Source organism: Mucilaginibacter sp. Bleaf8 (assembly GCF_018390515.1).
In the GTDB taxonomy this organism is placed as follows: Bacteria; Bacteroidota; Bacteroidia; order Sphingobacteriales; family Sphingobacteriaceae; genus Mucilaginibacter.
On sequence record NZ_JAHBBK010000001.1, the window covers coordinates 1,329,677 to 1,344,621 of the forward strand.

14 protein-coding genes are annotated in these 14,945 nt (G+C 43.3%); 7 read left to right on the top strand and 7 right to left on the bottom strand.

Annotation, left to right across the window (positions count from 1 at the left end; genetic code table 11):
- The first annotated feature begins 14 nt into the window (after positions 1-14).
- A complete protein-coding gene (locus tag KHS38_RS05710; protein ID WP_213487537.1) occupies positions 15-1,529 on the top strand; it encodes a RagB/SusD family nutrient uptake outer membrane protein in 1,515 nt (504 codons plus the stop codon).
- A 414-nt stretch (positions 1,530-1,943) separates the two neighbouring features.
- Here KHS38_RS05710 and KHS38_RS05715 read toward each other — a convergent pair whose 3' ends face one another.
- The 4 genes from KHS38_RS05715 to KHS38_RS05730 all read right to left on the bottom strand — a co-directional run bounded on the left by KHS38_RS05715 (position 1,944) and on the right by KHS38_RS05730 (position 6,023).
- Entirely contained in the window at positions 1,944-2,339 is a 396-nt protein-coding gene (locus tag KHS38_RS05715; RefSeq protein ID WP_213487538.1) for a hypothetical protein, read from the bottom strand.
- A gap of 376 nt (positions 2,340-2,715) precedes the next feature.
- Complete coding sequence (locus KHS38_RS05720; RefSeq protein ID WP_213487539.1) at positions 2,716-3,969, bottom strand: arsenic transporter; 1,254 nt, start codon at positions 3,967-3,969, stop codon at positions 2,716-2,718.
- A 164-nt stretch (positions 3,970-4,133) separates the two neighbouring features.
- Positions 4,134-5,516, bottom strand: coding sequence for a sigma-54-dependent transcriptional regulator (locus KHS38_RS05725; protein ID WP_213487540.1), 1,383 nt, complete (start codon positions 5,514-5,516; stop codon positions 4,134-4,136).
- A 216-nt stretch (positions 5,517-5,732) separates the two neighbouring features.
- Positions 5,733-6,023, bottom strand: coding sequence for a hypothetical protein (locus KHS38_RS05730; protein WP_213487541.1), 291 nt, complete (start codon positions 6,021-6,023; stop codon positions 5,733-5,735).
- Positions 6,024-6,321: 298 nt separating this feature from the next.
- On the opposite strand from KHS38_RS05730, the gene KHS38_RS05735 reads away from it, so the two are divergent.
- The 3 genes from KHS38_RS05735 to KHS38_RS05745 all read left to right on the top strand — a co-directional run bounded on the left by KHS38_RS05735 (position 6,322) and on the right by KHS38_RS05745 (position 8,721).
- Entirely contained in the window at positions 6,322-6,834 is a 513-nt protein-coding gene (locus tag KHS38_RS05735) for a hypothetical protein (protein WP_213487542.1), read from the top strand.
- Between the two features lie 117 nt (positions 6,835-6,951).
- Complete coding sequence (locus KHS38_RS05740) at positions 6,952-7,329, top strand: response regulator (RefSeq protein ID WP_213487543.1); 378 nt, start codon at positions 6,952-6,954, stop codon at positions 7,327-7,329.
- 144 nt (positions 7,330-7,473) lie between these two features.
- On the top strand, positions 7,474-8,721 hold the full coding sequence (locus KHS38_RS05745; RefSeq protein ID WP_213487544.1) for a cytochrome P450: 1,248 nt from the start codon (positions 7,474-7,476) through the stop codon (positions 8,719-8,721).
- A gap of 30 nt (positions 8,722-8,751) precedes the next feature.
- Here the strand turns inward: KHS38_RS05745 and KHS38_RS05750 are convergent, their stop codons facing one another.
- Positions 8,752-9,738 (bottom strand): alpha/beta fold hydrolase, encoded by a 987-nt coding sequence (locus tag KHS38_RS05750; RefSeq protein ID WP_213487545.1) that lies wholly within the window; start codon positions 9,736-9,738, stop codon positions 8,752-8,754.
- A gap of 207 nt (positions 9,739-9,945) precedes the next feature.
- Here KHS38_RS05750 and KHS38_RS05755 point away from each other — a divergent pair, with 207 nt between their 5' ends.
- From KHS38_RS05755 to KHS38_RS05765, 3 genes are read left to right on the top strand one after another with little or no spacing between them, the layout of a single operon-like run.
- The gene (locus KHS38_RS05755; RefSeq protein ID WP_213487546.1) at positions 9,946-10,191 is read left to right on the top strand and encodes a hypothetical protein; all 246 of its coding nucleotides are present in this window, start codon (positions 9,946-9,948) and stop codon (positions 10,189-10,191) included.
- 12 nt (positions 10,192-10,203) lie between these two features.
- The gene (locus KHS38_RS05760; protein ID WP_213487547.1) at positions 10,204-11,361 is read left to right on the top strand and encodes a baeRF7 domain-containing protein; all 1,158 of its coding nucleotides are present in this window, start codon (positions 10,204-10,206) and stop codon (positions 11,359-11,361) included.
- Positions 11,362-11,385: 24 nt separating this feature from the next.
- Positions 11,386-11,655 carry a hypothetical protein gene (locus KHS38_RS05765; RefSeq protein WP_213487548.1) on the top strand — a complete coding sequence of 90 codons (270 nt, stop codon included), beginning with the start codon at positions 11,386-11,388 and terminating at the stop codon, positions 11,653-11,655.
- Between the two features lie 132 nt (positions 11,656-11,787).
- On the opposite strand, the gene KHS38_RS05770 is transcribed toward KHS38_RS05765, so the two are convergent.
- Both KHS38_RS05770 and KHS38_RS05775 read right to left on the bottom strand, forming a co-directional pair.
- The gene (locus KHS38_RS05770) at positions 11,788-13,443 is read right to left on the bottom strand and encodes a UxaA family hydrolase (protein WP_213487549.1); all 1,656 of its coding nucleotides are present in this window, start codon (positions 13,441-13,443) and stop codon (positions 11,788-11,790) included.
- Entirely contained in the window at positions 13,440-14,945 is a 1,506-nt protein-coding gene (locus KHS38_RS05775) for a tagaturonate reductase (RefSeq protein ID WP_213487550.1), read from the bottom strand. Before KHS38_RS05775 ends, KHS38_RS05770 begins: the two co-directional genes overlap by 4 nt.

The window sequence follows — 14,945 nt, forward strand, 5'->3', positions numbered from 1 at the left end:
GAAAAACAATAACAATGAAAAACTTAGCTAAAAATATAAGTACAGCAGTACTGGGAATGGCCTTGTTAGCCGTAACACCCGGATGTAAGAAATTCCTGGATGAGGATGTTCGATCTAACTACACACAGGACAATTACTATCAGTCTGCAGAACAAGCACAGGCGGGTATCAACGGCATATACGCGTCCCTGCGTTTCATAACTGATGGCGCGGGTACATATGGCGAAAGCCCTTTTATGATGCTGGAATTCCCTACCGGCTTAGCCAATACAGAAGTTGGCCAAAGCCAATACAATAACACCCTACGCTCCTTAACCGCCGATGCCGACAATAACTATACGTATGTATGGTGGCAAAACTGTTATAGAGCCATAGGTAATGCTAACTTGGCTTTGCAAAAAATTCCGGCTATTAGTGGCATGGACGATGCAGCAAAAAAGAGATTACTTGGCGAGGCTGCTTTTTTCCGCGCTTTTTACTACTTCCACCTGGTAAGAATTTTTGGTAATGTGCCATTAATCACCGTCCCGATCAATGCCAACTCACCGGAGCTTTATCCTGACCGTAGCAGTCAAGAGGCCGTTTATACTCAAATTGTTAATGACCTAACCACTGCTGAAGCTGCCGGTTTACCAGCTACTGATGCAACAGGTAAAATTACAGTTGGTGCTGTTAAATCACTACTGGCGAGTGTTTATTTAACGATGGCAGGTTACCCATTAAATAAAGGTCAGGAGTTTTACCAAAAGGCTGCGGATAAAGCGAATGAAGTTATTAAATCGGGCACCTACCAGTTGTTTGGCCAGTATGCCGATATGCGTAATAAGGCCAATGAAAACCGTACCGAATTCATTTTGCAAACACAGTATCAAACCGGTATAGCCACCATTGGTGTTACCGCATGGCTTTTGCCACGTGCAAGAAAAATATCGAAGTTCTCGGATGAGATCGGCTCTTTATTTGCTACGCCAGAGTTCTATAAATCTTATGAACAAGGTGATAAGCGAACTCAGGAGCAGCAATATTTCTTCACAAAATATGCTTCAATTGATAATGCAAATACAACGGTTGACTTTGGCGGCTATTACATCTTTAAGTATTTTGATGAAGAAGCCGTTAAAACTACTGCACAAGCTGATATAAACTGGACACTGCTACGCTATGCTGAAGTGTTACTGACCTATGCTGAAGCAGCTAATGAAGTAGGTGGTCCAACAACTGAAGCTTATAATGCAGTAAACCAGATACGCAAGCGAGCTCAATTGCCTGACTTAGCTAACCTGAGCAAAGATCAGTTCCGCGAAGCGGTATGGCGCGAGCGCTACCACGAGCTATGCTACGAGAACAAAACCTGGTTTGATATGGTAAGAACCCGTAAAGTATACAATCCTATCAGTAATGGGTTTGATAACTTTGAGGGTCATAAGTTTACTTACGGACCAACGCTAACTTCAAAGTACCTGTTGTTCCCAATTCCGACACGCGAGATTAACAACAACAAAAAACTTGGCCAAAATCCAGGTTGGTAAAATAAAAAAAGCGGCAGTTACTGCCGCTTTTTTTTATGGATATAGTAGATACCGGAACTTCAATTACAAAGTCAATTCGAAAGGTGTACTTAAATGCTATCTCCTTGTATTCATCCCAGCCTAGTTAAGTTACCTGGCATGAGAGAATAGTAGGTCAATCATAACCCGTATAAAAAAAGTAAAGCCTCCTGATGGGCAGGAGGCCTTTACTAACCAATTATAAACCTAAATTATGAGAAGACTTTGTTATTCGTTTTTAATAGTGTAAAAGTAACACTATGTATTGATATACGCAAATAGTTTTTAAACTTTATGAGACTATGCTGACAAAAGGCGCTTGTAAAGCTGATGTAAGCGTAATAAATGCAAAAAGGGAGCTTTGCTCCCTTTTGCTAATTCAATAAATACACGCTATTAATTTGAATCAATCAAAACCACTTTAATAACAGCATTGCTCGGATTATTAATAACGTTGGTTCCGTTATAGGCCTGTGCTTCAACAATAAGCTGTCCTACACTGTGATAAAAGCTGTAAGAAACGCCGTTATAAACTTCTGAAATCGGCTCATAAGTTGCACCATTATCAAAAGAGATGTAGACAAGCGGGGCACCATGATCCTGAAAGTAATCATCAATTTCAGGAATGTCTAAATTGGTACTAAAGATACGGCCACCATCAGACGTAGTCCAACTATTGCTGGTGGTTGTAAACTGGATAGTACGGTTGTTGTTCTCGTTAATGTATTCTTTTTTACAAGAGGTAGCTACCAGCATGATAGCGCAGCATAATACAGATAAAATTTTTTTCATGTGGGGTTAGTTTATTTCTATAAGACGGCTTAAAACCAATTTGGTTTAAAATAACTTTAACATACTGCACATCTTATTTTAACTATAGCCCCTTAGCCGTTTTTATATAGTTTACGTACCTGATTTTCCACTCTATTGAGCAGTTAAGCAATTCCATAAGCGAATTAACAACGCTTTAGCCAAATTTAGATAATGCTCTACAGTGGGACGACTCTGCGGATACTGCTTGCGTTTTACCATGCCATTCATGCTACATCACGCACGCCGGAGGCATTTGCACCAACCTGTTTTAAGATTTGCACGGAAAAAGCCTATAACATCAATCAGAGAGATACGGTTATATCAACTGTCACTAAAGCTGTCAGCAGCTTTTCCTTTACGCATTAATTAACCACAGAACGACAATAGTGAGCAATAAAGGAATACCCATCACCCAAACACCAAGTTTTAAAAAGGTGCCAGCCGAACAGCTTTGCCCCTCACGGCGCAGGGCAACCAGCCATAAAATGGTAGCCAGTGATCCGGTAACGGAAAGATTAGGTCCTAAATCAATACCTACCAACACCGCCCCTTTAACAGCCTCTGAAACATGCCCGGCCTGTACCACATTGCCAGCAATGAGCCCGGCAGGCAGGTTATTCATCAGATTACACCCCAACGCTGTAACCACACCGCTTAGCCAAACCGCTCCGGCAGGTGAGCGGTTAAACTGCTGATGCAGTAATTGAGTTAACCAGGTGGTTAAGCCGGTTTTGTTAAGCGCTTCAACAATAACGAACAGCCCCGCTACCAACGGCAGCACGCCCCATGATATGTTTTTAACTATAGATAACGGTTTGCTGCGCGTGCTTAAAACCACAACTCCATAGGTAAGTATACCGGTTAGGGCAGCAGGTAAGCCCAAAGGAATGTTTAATACCGAACATATCATTAGCCCTAATGCTGTAAACACCACGCCGCCAAGCGCAGCTTTTCCGCCACCGGACAATTTCGGAATAACGATACCCGACTCAATAGGTTGTCGTAACTCTTTACGCTGACAAAAAAACAGCACAATGTAAGTTGCCGCAATTGATACTACAGCCGGTAAGGCATACAACTGCAACCATTGCCACAAAGAAGGTAAATGACTGCCATAAATTACCAAATTTGCGGGATTGGATATAGGCAGCACAAACGAAGCTGCATTAGCTATAAAGGCACAAATAAACAGGTAAGGTAAGGGCTTTTGTACTTTTGCGGCCCTCATGGCAGCTGCTACTGCCGGAGTAAGTACCACCGCCGTAGCATCATTTGATAATAATGCAGTTACCACTATGCCTACTATATAAATCAGCACAAATAATCGTGTTGATGACCCATTGGCCATTTTGGTAGCATATGCTGCCAGCCAGTCAAACAGCTTTTGTTCGCGTGCTACCTCGGCAAGTATCATCATCCCGGTTAAAAACAGGTATACATCCGTTCCTTTAATTATCCCGGCAACAGCATCAGCAGGTAAAATAAGTCTTGCTAAAACAAGAAGCAAAGCCCCCGCAACAGCCAATACAGCTTCCGGCACCTTAAACGGGCGAACAATTACACCGGCGATAGCAAAAAAGGCAATAATCCAAATCAGTAAATGCGTCATATCTTAAACTTGACAGCGTGCTGCCCATACAAAAGTATGGTAACAGCATTACGCTACAAGTGATTGCCCTTTATACAAAAAAAGAAGTGGCCTAGGGTGAAACATGCTGCTTCAGCCTGAATTGACTATCAACAAATTGCTAACAAAATTTTGATCTATCGTTCTTAACTACAGGCCCTCTTCAACTTATTATAAAGTGTTTTTCTGTTGATATTAAGCATTGCGGCAGTCTGCGTTTTGTTAAAGTCAGCTTGGCGGAGCACGCTTAAAATCTCTCTGAACTCGGCCGTCGGCTGATGCTTGGCAAACTGGTGCATTACCTTGTGGGCCTTAATATTCTTTTCGGTTATCTCTTCGCTTATCTCGGGTATTAAACACGCTGTTACAATTTCACGGGGTAAGCTTTGCAATTCAACGCTATCTCCATCTGTAAGCAAAGCCGCACGGCGTATGGCATTTTTTAATTGCCTCACATTACCCGGCCAGGAGTAGGCCAGCAAACAGTCAATCACTCCAGCCGAAAAGTTCCGTATGCCCCGCTGCAATTCCTGACTGGTTATCGCTAAAAAATAATTGGCCAATGATAGGATATCATCTTTGCGTTCGCGCAATGGTGCTAAGTTTATATTAAATTCATTAAAGCGATGATACAGGTCCTCCCTAAAATCACCCTTGTCTACAATGTGGCGCAAATTTCGGTTGGTAGCCACAATGATACGTACATCCACCGCTATTTCTTCAGCAGAACCTATGCGCCGTACCCGCCGCTCCTGTACCGTGCGGAGTAAAGCAGCCTGCACATCATAAGGCAGATTAGTAATTTCGTCTAAAAACAAGGTACCACCGTTAGCCATTTCAAAATAGCCTGTGCGTGCAGTATCCGCTCCGGTGTAAGCGCCTTTTACATGTCCAAAAAACTCACTGGCAGCAAGTTCGGGCAGTATGGCGCCACAATCTACCGCCAAGAAAGGCTTATCGGCACGAAGGCTTTGCTCATGGATATAGCGGGCAGCGCACTCCTTTCCGGTTCCACTTTCACCCTCTAATATCACACTGTAATTCGTTGGCGCAATAAGCTCTATTTGCTGCAGTAGCCTAATTGCAGCTGCGCTTGTACCTTGTACAAAAACATTCGAGGGGTTGTTTTCCGGCTTTTTGAAAGTAGCTACTGACTGATCGTTAACGGCGTTTACAATCGCTTGATCTATACTTGCAAGAAGTTCATCTGTACTGAATGGCTTACTCAGGTAATTATCAGCTCCGCTTTTTATTAGTTCAACGGCCTGTTTAACGTCCGGGTATCCTGTGATAACGATAACCTTAATGGCCGGATAATGCGTTTTAATATGCTTCAACAGATCATATCCATTTATATCACCGAGCCTGAAATCGCACAACACTAAATCAAATGGTTGCTTATTCAATAGATCTTTGGCTGATTCGCCCGAGTGAGCGGTAGTGACGTCGTAAGCATGGCGGGTTAACACTTTGCATAGCAGTAAAGCGAGGTTAACCTCGTCATCAATAACAAGGATTTTTGAAGGCATGTATGTTTAAATTAATAAGGTTCAGGTTATTTAACATCCTCTGCCCGTATACCTTCCCTATTGTATTAAACAACCTGCCGCAAATTATCCAAACGTTCTTAAAATATGATAAGTAAAAACCCTCATTTTGTAGAATGAGGGTTTTTACTTATCAGCCCAAAGCTTGCACTCTGTTTATTAAATACAGATTTACACTTTACACCCAAATGTTGCCCGTTAAGCCGGATACTGCATAATCAGCATTTCGGGATAATCAAGCTGCTGCCTTGCATACCATTTTACAGCCATAAACATATCCAACCCATTCTTTACCGATAGCCCTTCGGTTTGAAAAGCCATAGGCATGCCTCTGTTCTCGCCATATAGCTGAATCTCGTTCGGGTCAGGTGTGAATGACATTTGCTGCAGCGGGAAAACCTTTATTTTTGTGTCTGTAATTTTTGATAATATTATTCCTGCGCATGAGTTGTCGGTAGCCGGCAATAGCACATATCTCTCAATTTCCATTTTTCGCTCCTTCTTTAAAAGTCTGTAATTCTTGTTTCACTCGTTGGTAGTATCAAAAACAATTCACACCAACCTGTAAACGGTTACAGTGAGCTGTTCACTTCCGGTAATAATCGGCTATAGATAATGATGCAACGGATTTATGTAGGTATAGATACACCAACAGTATGATAAAGTTTTAATGCACAAAAGTTACGCCAAAAGTTAACTAATATGAAACTTTATTTTAATTAAATCAACTGTAAAGTACGTTGTTCTTATATTTGCAGACTAATCTCAGCCAACGCCGATCAGTAACATGCACAAAAACAAAGTTCAGTTTGCAAAGCCCGGCATCAAAAAGAGAATCAAACCCAAAGTCCTTGCTTGGCTTAAACGCTTTTTACCGGCCGAATTGGTGGGTTCTGCATTGGCAATACTTGTATCTTATGTTACCTTGCAGGTAACACACAACGCTGTAATGGCTGCTTATGCCGCTGCCATAGCCGATACCACCGGCTTTTATATTACCCTATTTATACAGGGCTTGGTTAAATCTCATCGCGAACTAAAAAGCCAGCACCAGCCATTCAAGCTGATTCATATCTTACAGGTATTTAAAACCCTGTTGGTAGAATTTGGGCCGGCCGAAATATTAGATAGCTTTCTGCTGCGGCCATTTTTTATGTATATATTTCCGGTGCTTTTACATAACCGCACGTTGGGCGTACTGGCGGGTAAGATAGTAAGCGACATCAGCTTTTACATTCCCGTCATTATCATAGCAGAGCTTAAAGGGAAGTTTAGAGAAAGAACCTCCCAGAATAAGTAAACTGTATAGAAGCATCTTGTATCATAAAAAGGTTAAAATATTTACCTTCAACATAAAATATTTTCAAATTATTATCTTTGCACCACTCCTGATTTTATTGATTAAATCATTAACTAAGTGAAGAAGAAAATTCTGGTTATTGAAGCGGACAGAGAAGTTCGTGAAATTGTTGGCCTGATTTTGACAGAAGAAGGCTACGATGTGGTTTATGATGCCCCCTGGCCGGTAGAGAATCTTCATAAACACCAGCCCGATCTCATTATTTTGGATGAATGGATTAATGAGAAAGAAGGCCACCTGCTTTGTACGGAACTGAAAGATTTGCACGAAACCCAACATGTGCCTGTTATCATATTTTCAACCCAGCACAATATTGCCGAAATTGCGCTGAAATGCCGGGCCGAAGGTTATGTAAGCAAACCCTTTGACGTTGAGGCTTTGATTAATGAAGTGCAAAAATGCCTTGATATTAATACAACTGCAGATATTGGCTAATAAATACGTTTTACATTTATATTTCCTGAAAATCAACTTAAGCTACATTAAGTAAGCTTTTACCTTTCTATAGTAAAACAAGTACTTTAGGGTAAACAAGCATTCCGTTTTGGGCGTTATGGTGGTGACTAATATGCAGACACCATGAAAAAAATTCCAAGTGAAAACGTATTATCAGCCTTGTACGGACTATTTCAGGATGGCTTTAACTTTATAGCCAAAAGACGCAAAAAATATCATTCGGATATTTTTCAGATACCGCTACCAGGCTTTAAGGTAATTTGCTTTGGCGGCGAAGATGCGGCCCGCACTTTTTACGATCCCGACAAGTTTATGCGCAAAGGAGCCGTCCCGCCACCGGTGCAAAAAACTCTGACCGGTAAAAATGCCATCCACACTACAGATGGTGAAGTGCATCATAACCGTAAGGAAATGTTCCTGTCGTTGATGACAGAAGAGAACATTGCACGGTTAACGCAGCTTGTTGAAACTGAACTTAGTAACACCTTGCCCAAATGGACCCGCATGGATGCCGTTCTGCTTTTTCAGGAATCGCAACAGGTGCTTTGCAAAGCTATTTGTGCATGGGCCGGTGTACCGCTTAAAGATAATGAAGCAGCAAAGCGCGCACGAGATTTTACTTATATGATTGATGCGTTCGGCAGCATTGGATCGCGCAACTGGCGTGGCCGCCTGGCTCGCCGGCGGGCTGAAAAATGGATTAAACGAATTATCCGCGATGTACGCAATAACAAGCTCAATGCGCCCGACGGCTCGGCATTACACCTTACTGCTTTTCACCGGGATACGGATGGTAATTTGTTTGATTTACACCTGGCAGCTGTAGAACTCTTGAACATTTTACGCCCTACGGTTGCCATTGCCTGGTATATTACTTTCGGGGCCACCGCTTTACATACCTATCCCTCCTGCAGACAGAAGTTTTTGGATAACACTGATAATTTTCGGAGCAGGTTTGCCGACGAGGTACGGCGATTTTATCCGTTTGCGCCGTTTATGGGCGCAATTGCCAAAAATGATTTTCAATGGAACGGCTACCCTTTCCCTAAAGGTGCTTTGGTACTGCTGGATATGTACGGCACCAACCATGACCCGCATATTTGGGACAAACCTCATGAATTTAACCCTGACCGCTTCATTACCCACCCTATCAAACCATTCGACTTTTTAGCACAAGGAGGCGGCGATCCGCATCAAGGGCACCGTTGCCCGGGTGAATGGATTACCGTTGAAACGCTGAAAACCTTTCTTGCATTTATGCTGGAAAAAATGCGCTTTACCGTTATTGGGCAAGATTTATCATACAACCTGTCGCGGATGCCTACCTTACCTAAAAGCGGATTTGTTATGATAAATGTAAAAGTCCAATAAGTCAAACGCTCCAAAGCTGCACTTGCAGCTTTAGAGCGTTTGTATAAACTGTGCTATAGCCTGGTTCAGTAGTTTATGGTTTTCAATTAAACTTTGGTGCCCTCCATCTACTGCTGCCCATCTTGATTGTGGTATGTGCTTATGTATGTACCAACTGCAATCGTAACGGTGCAGGCGATCATGCTGGCTGCCAATAACCAGTACAGGAATATCAATATCCTTTAATTTGGCAGTTACTTCGTGCTGCAACATTTGTAACAAGCCGCCAGTTACTGCCTGCGTTTTACAATGCGTTGCCAGGCTTGCTGTAAACAAAAGCTGTGCAGTGGTTTGCATGCCTGCAAAAAAAGCAAAGCGGGCAACAACCGATGTTAAGCCACTTGAGTAATTAACCCAACGCAGCACATCCAGCACCGGCGATACTTTGTGCATCAATTTAAGCAAAGGCACAATAACGGGCTTTTCCAAAAAAGTAGCAAGTTTGCTATACTCTACATTCTTTAAGGGATTGGTATAAGCACCGCCATGCAGTATGACGCCTTTGGCATTTACACCGTTCTCTTTATTAAGGCAGCACTGCATCAAAATGGCACTACCCCAGCTATGTCCATATATTATGGGGTTATGGATATGCAAAAAGCCCAGCACTCTTTTCAAGTCTGCAGCTAAAATATCTATGGATAAGTTATTGGCTGCTTTACTTTGCCCGTGTCCCGGCAAATCAATAAACACCAACCTAAACTGTTCTTTGAAAAATTTGCGCTGGTAGTACCATTGCTCACGCGTAGCATTCAGTCCATGAATAAAAACCAGCGGCTGGGCATGCAAGGGGCCGTCAAATTCCACATAATACTCATTGCCACTGGCACATTTAACCCAATGGTGGGTACCGGGTTGTGGCCAATGCAGTGCCTTCCCTCTTTTGCGCGACAACAACCAGGATACTGGGTATCGGCCTAATGTTGCCGCAAGCAAAATTGCCGTATACTTAAGCGGTGTTTTCAGTTTCTGCATCATCTTAAAACTGCTTTAAGTACCTATTAACAGCCGCTTTACAACATTAGTTTGATATTGAATGCTTTAGCCTTTTTTATTACTGATTATTCCGTTTTTGTTTGATTTTTTAAAACCGTTTCCGTAAAGACAAGTTAATTCATTAGTTAACATTTTTAATAGTAAGGCAACATTAAGTTTGCTTTGGATTATAAACTAACAGACATCACTATGGGAAAAGATAAAAACGGCGGATACGTTCCACCAAAAGGAAAACCATCAGGCAGCGGCCGCGAAACTCATCAGTTAAAAGATGCCTTTGCCGCAATTGATCCGGAAACAGAAAATGAAATTGCTGCTAAATATACTAAAGATGGCACCGACGAGCTGGCCGACGGTATACATGTACGCCACGTAAACCGCCACCTGCACAAGGGTGAGGATTTAGATGAAAGCAACAACAGTAATAACGGTTAATACAACACACTGATGGAGATTATATCAAAAAATGAATTTGCAGAACTGGTAAACTTCCAGGGCGAGAACTGCATTTCTATTTATATACCAACCCACCGCTCAGGTGTTGAGGTGAACGAAAAGCAGGATGCTATAGTTTTAAAAAACGCCTTACAGGCCGTTAACACCGATTTACAGAAAAAAGGTTTAACCTCTAACGAGATTGAACAACTGCTGAAACCGGGCTTTGATCTGTATAATAACGAAATATTTTGGAACAGCCAGCTTGATGGTTTAGCCGTTTTTATGACCGATGGATTTTTCAAAGCCATTCAGCTGCCGTTTGCTGTTAAAGAAGAAGTATATCTGAACCATACTTTTTTTGTAAGCCCGCTGCTGCCTGCCATTACCAACAAAGAGGAGTTTTACCTGCTGGTATTGAGCAAACATGATGCTCAATTTTACCAGGGTAACGCATTTGGCTTGCAACGCGTATTGGTAGAAGGCCTGCCAAATGGCATGGACGACGTGGTACACTTTGAAGAAAAAGAAGATCAGCAACTTTTCAGACAAGGTAGCAAAGGCGGGCATGGCGGTTCAAACTTTCACGGACATGGCGAAGGCCAACTGGATGATAAAGCGAACTTAGCTATCTACTTCCAGGAGGTTGATAAAACCTTATTTACAGAAGTGCTGCACGACAAGCATGCGCCTTTGGTATTGGCCGGAGTAGAATACCTGATACCAATTTATAAAGGCTTAAGCAAGTATCAGCAGTATATTGTTGATGACCCGATTACAGGCAGCCAGGAGCATGAAAGCCTGAACGGCTTGTTCGAGAAAGTGCGCGAAAAGGTAGCACCTTACTTTAAGGAGCGCACCAAAAAGGCGTTGCTTAACTATTATAACCAAATAGCTACGCCGCTTACATCCTCAATGCCCGAGAAGGTAATTCCGGCCAGCCACTATGCACAGATATCAGATTTGTTTATAGTGAAGGATGAGCACATCTGGGGTAAGTTTAACGAGGCCGACAACGTTCTGGAAATTCACCCGGAAAAACAGGAAGGCGATGAATGCTTGCTTAACAAAGCAGCCGTTAAAACTTTTGCTAACGGCGGTGATGTACACCTGCTAAGCAAAGAAGAAATGCCTAAAGAAAGTACAATAGCCGCATTTATGCGATTTTAAACCATCCATAAAAAGGAGGAAACCATGGAACAGGAAAAAAATCAGCTGGAAGAACAAGGCACCAAACCTTATGATCAGAAAGAAGGCTTGCAAGACAGCAACCAATCTGGCGAGGACATAAGAACAGGTGCCCGCAATGAAGACCAACTGGATAAAATAAAAGAGAACACGCCGGAAGGCGGACGGGATGCTTATCCCGAACGCCAGCAAGGTACGCCGCCAAACACCTATCTGGAAGATGATAGCCAAAAGTGGACTGACGAAGTAAAAGGCAATGAAGGTTCAGGTACCTGATTAGCCTACTTAACAACACCTTTCTATAGTAACAAGGCGCTTCATGCTATCATGAAGCGCCTTGTTGTTTAACAAAAAAGGCGATCACACTCGCTGTAATACGCCTTTCACTTCAATTATAAAAACTAACTATTACAGAGACACCCCGCGTTTCCACGGGATAAAGTCATCCTGGCCATGGCGCACAGCACTTACCTGCACTTCGCCGCTGGCTACTTGTATTACATAATCTAAAATACGGGCACCGGCCTGTTCAATGGTTTCTTCACCCTCAATGATGGTTCCGGTGTTAATATCGATAATATCGCTCATCTTGTTGTACAAATTAGTATTGGACGCAATTTTTACAACCGGCGTAACCGGATTGCCTGTTGGCGTTCCCAAACCAGTAGTAAACAGTACCACATTAGCGCCTGAGGCTACCTCAGCTGTGGTTGATTCCACATCGTTACCGGGGGTACACAACAGGTTTAAGCCCGGGCGGGTTACTTTTTCGGGATAATCCAGCACATCAACCACCGGTGATGTGCCGCCTTTTTTTGCTGCACCTGCCGATTTGATGGCATCGGTTATTAAACCATCTTTTATGTTGCCAGGCGAGGGATTCATGTCAAAGCCCGATCCTACCTCTTCGGCACGTTGGGCATAGGTGCGCACCAAATGCACAAAGCGGTCGGCATCATCCTTTTGTACACAACGGTCAATCAGGTTCTGCTCCACCCCGCATAGCTCCGGGAACTCGGATAAGATCACCGAACCGCCCAGGGCTACCAATAAATCGGATGTATAACCAATGGCCGGGTTAGCTGATATACCCGAAAACCCGTCCGATCCGCCGCACTCTAAGCCAATAGTGAGTTTGCTCAATGGTGCAGGCTGACGGCTATTCTGGTTTGCCTGAATTAAACCAGCCAGTGTTTGCCGGATGGCCATATCCAGCATATCCGACTCCTTACCTATAGTTTGTTGATCCAGAATATAAAGCGGCTTATCAAAACCTAGCGAGCGTTTTTCAATTTCGCGCTGTAAAATGCTTACTTGTGCATTTTGGCAGCCCAGGCTCATCACCGTAGCACCGGCCACATTAGGGTGCGTAATATAGCCTGCCAGCAAACCGCATAATGCTTCTGCATCCTGGCGTATACCACCGCAGCCGCCGGTATGGGTCAGAAACTTAATACCATCTACGTTCGGGAAAACCTTGCTTTCGGTTGTTGCAGTATCATCTCCGCTAACTTCGGTATACAGCACTTCATCAACACTGCCACCTTGTTTAATACGATTAATTAGTTGCTGTGCTTTGGTTTCATAAGTTTTTTTGCGACCATAGCCCAACGGCTTTACTAATGCCTCCTGCAATACTTCTAAGTTTCGATTCTCGCAAAACACCATCGGTATAACCAACCAGTAGTTGCCTGTACCCACGCTACCATCGCTCCGGTAAAAGCCACTAAAAGTACGCCCTTCCCACTTAGTCACGTCGGGCTTTTGCCACTGCGCCAAGCCTTCATTTTCGGTAAGCATACTATTAGCCGCATGTTTTACATTACCTGTGGTAAGCAAGCCACCGGCCGGTATAAAAGCTTGCGCTTTACCCACCAATACGCCATACATAATTATCCGGTCACCCTCGTTAAAATCCTGTAGTGCCAGTTTATGCTTAGCAGCAATAGCATCAACCGTTGTTACCTGGTATCCGTCGTAATTTACCTGCTCACCCGGTGGCAAATCAGTTAATGCTACCAGCACATTATCGTCGGGGTGTATTTTTAAATATCGTTGTTTCATAAAATTGCTTCCTTAAAAAATAACTCATGCGTGCCCTGCTCCATAATTTTAAGCAGCTCGTTCAGCACCGCATTTCTGAAACCAGGCAGCTGATTCAGGTCAAAGCCCCAAAGCTCTTTTTGCGACAGCAAAGAATTCACCACCTCATGCGCATCTGTGTTTTGCCAGGCATTGCAAAACACTTCGGCCTGGCTATCGGTAATAACGTACTCATGTCCGTTGTAATTACCAGTAAACTTGCCATCTGCCTGTTTTTGACATTTCATAAAGCGTAGAAACGCAGCAAAGCCAAGCACAAGGCATTTAGGTGCCTGAAGGTTAGTTTTGTAGTGATTTAAAAGTATAGGTATAACCCGCATTTTCATTTTTGAAGAATACTGGGCAGATATACTGATCCATTGATGCTCAATAAAAGGATTACGAAACCTATCCAGCACTTTATTGGCAAAATCCGTAGCCGTTTCCAAGTCAATATCATAAGGCAACGCAGGGGCTACTTCATCGATCATTAACCGGGTAATGAGTTTTGAAAAGTCGGCATCATCCATTGCCTCTTTTACCGTTCTGAAACCAGAAAGGTAGGCTACGGCACAACTCAAGGTATGCGTGCCGTTAAGTAACCGCAGCTTAAGTTCGCGGTAAACTTCAATATCGGATACGATCACCACACCTTTGTCGGCCGGGGCAAAGGAGAGTACGCTTTTCACGTGCTCATTGCCTTCAATGGCCCACAATGAATAAATCTCAGAAATGATGCGCAGGTTATCTTCATAACCTGATTGAGCGGTTAGTTCCTGCGCTAAAGTGGCGCTTGGTGCACCGGGTACTATACGGTCAACCAGTGAATTACAGAAATAATTATCCTCTTCCAGCCAATCCATAAAAGCAGGTTCCAGCTTATTCAAGTGGGCCAGTTCCAGCACTATGGATTCCAGTTTTTTACCATTGTCCACAATCAGTTCGGTAGGTACAATCACCAAACCGGTCCCTTTTTTACCATTAAAAGCCTTGTACCGCTCATATAAAACAGCCAGCAGCTTACCAGGGTATGAAACGGGCGGATACTGGCGAATGTCGTCCTGCACAAGTTGTATACCTACCTCGGTGGTATTGGATATAACCACCTGCAAATCGGCACTTTTGGCAAAATCCAGAATCTTTTGCCAGTCACTGCCGGCGGTGAGCACCCGGCTAATAGCCGAGCAAACAATTTGTTCGTTTACCTGCCTGCCGTCTTCAATGCCTTTCAGATGCAAGGTATATAAACTATCCTGGCGGTCGAACTCGGTAGTTGAACCGGTATCGGTTGATTTAACAACCACAACACGACCATTAAAAAGCCCTTGCCTGTTTGCCTTGTCTATATAATAATCGGGCAGGCCGCGCAGTAATACACCGGTACCAAATTGCAGCACCTTCTCGGGCAGTTCGAACAACTGCCCGCCGGGCAACGCCAGGCCAGGTACATCAATCTTGTTTAAATTATATCTGGATAAAATCAT

What these genes read in the sequence shown, in the direction of transcription:
- KHS38_RS05710 (WP_213487537.1), top strand. Translation starts at nt 15, where the DNA reads ATGAAAAACTTAGCTAAAAATATAAGTACAGCAGTACTGGGAATGGCC.
- KHS38_RS05715 (WP_213487538.1), bottom strand. Translation starts at nt 2,339, where the DNA reads ATGAAAAAAATTTTATCTGTATTATGCTGCGCTATCATGCTGGTAGCT.
- KHS38_RS05720 (WP_213487539.1), bottom strand. Translation starts at nt 3,969, where the DNA reads ATGACGCATTTACTGATTTGGATTATTGCCTTTTTTGCTATCGCCGGT.
- KHS38_RS05725 (WP_213487540.1), bottom strand. Translation starts at nt 5,516, where the DNA reads ATGCCTTCAAAAATCCTTGTTATTGATGACGAGGTTAACCTCGCTTTA.
- KHS38_RS05730 (WP_213487541.1), bottom strand. Translation starts at nt 6,023, where the DNA reads ATGGAAATTGAGAGATATGTGCTATTGCCGGCTACCGACAACTCATGC.
- KHS38_RS05735 (WP_213487542.1), top strand. Translation starts at nt 6,322, where the DNA reads ATGCACAAAAACAAAGTTCAGTTTGCAAAGCCCGGCATCAAAAAGAGA.
- KHS38_RS05745 (WP_213487544.1), top strand. Translation starts at nt 7,474, where the DNA reads ATGAAAAAAATTCCAAGTGAAAACGTATTATCAGCCTTGTACGGACTA.
- KHS38_RS05750 (WP_213487545.1), bottom strand. Translation starts at nt 9,738, where the DNA reads ATGATGCAGAAACTGAAAACACCGCTTAAGTATACGGCAATTTTGCTT.
- KHS38_RS05755 (WP_213487546.1), top strand. Translation starts at nt 9,946, where the DNA reads ATGGGAAAAGATAAAAACGGCGGATACGTTCCACCAAAAGGAAAACCA.
- KHS38_RS05760 (WP_213487547.1), top strand. Translation starts at nt 10,204, where the DNA reads ATGGAGATTATATCAAAAAATGAATTTGCAGAACTGGTAAACTTCCAG.
- KHS38_RS05765 (WP_213487548.1), top strand. Translation starts at nt 11,386, where the DNA reads ATGGAACAGGAAAAAAATCAGCTGGAAGAACAAGGCACCAAACCTTAT.
- KHS38_RS05770 (WP_213487549.1), bottom strand. Translation starts at nt 13,443, where the DNA reads ATGAAACAACGATATTTAAAAATACACCCCGACGATAATGTGCTGGTA.
- KHS38_RS05775 (WP_213487550.1), bottom strand. Translation starts at nt 14,945, where the DNA reads ATGATTTTATCCAGATATAATTTAAACAAGATTGATGTACCTGGCCTG.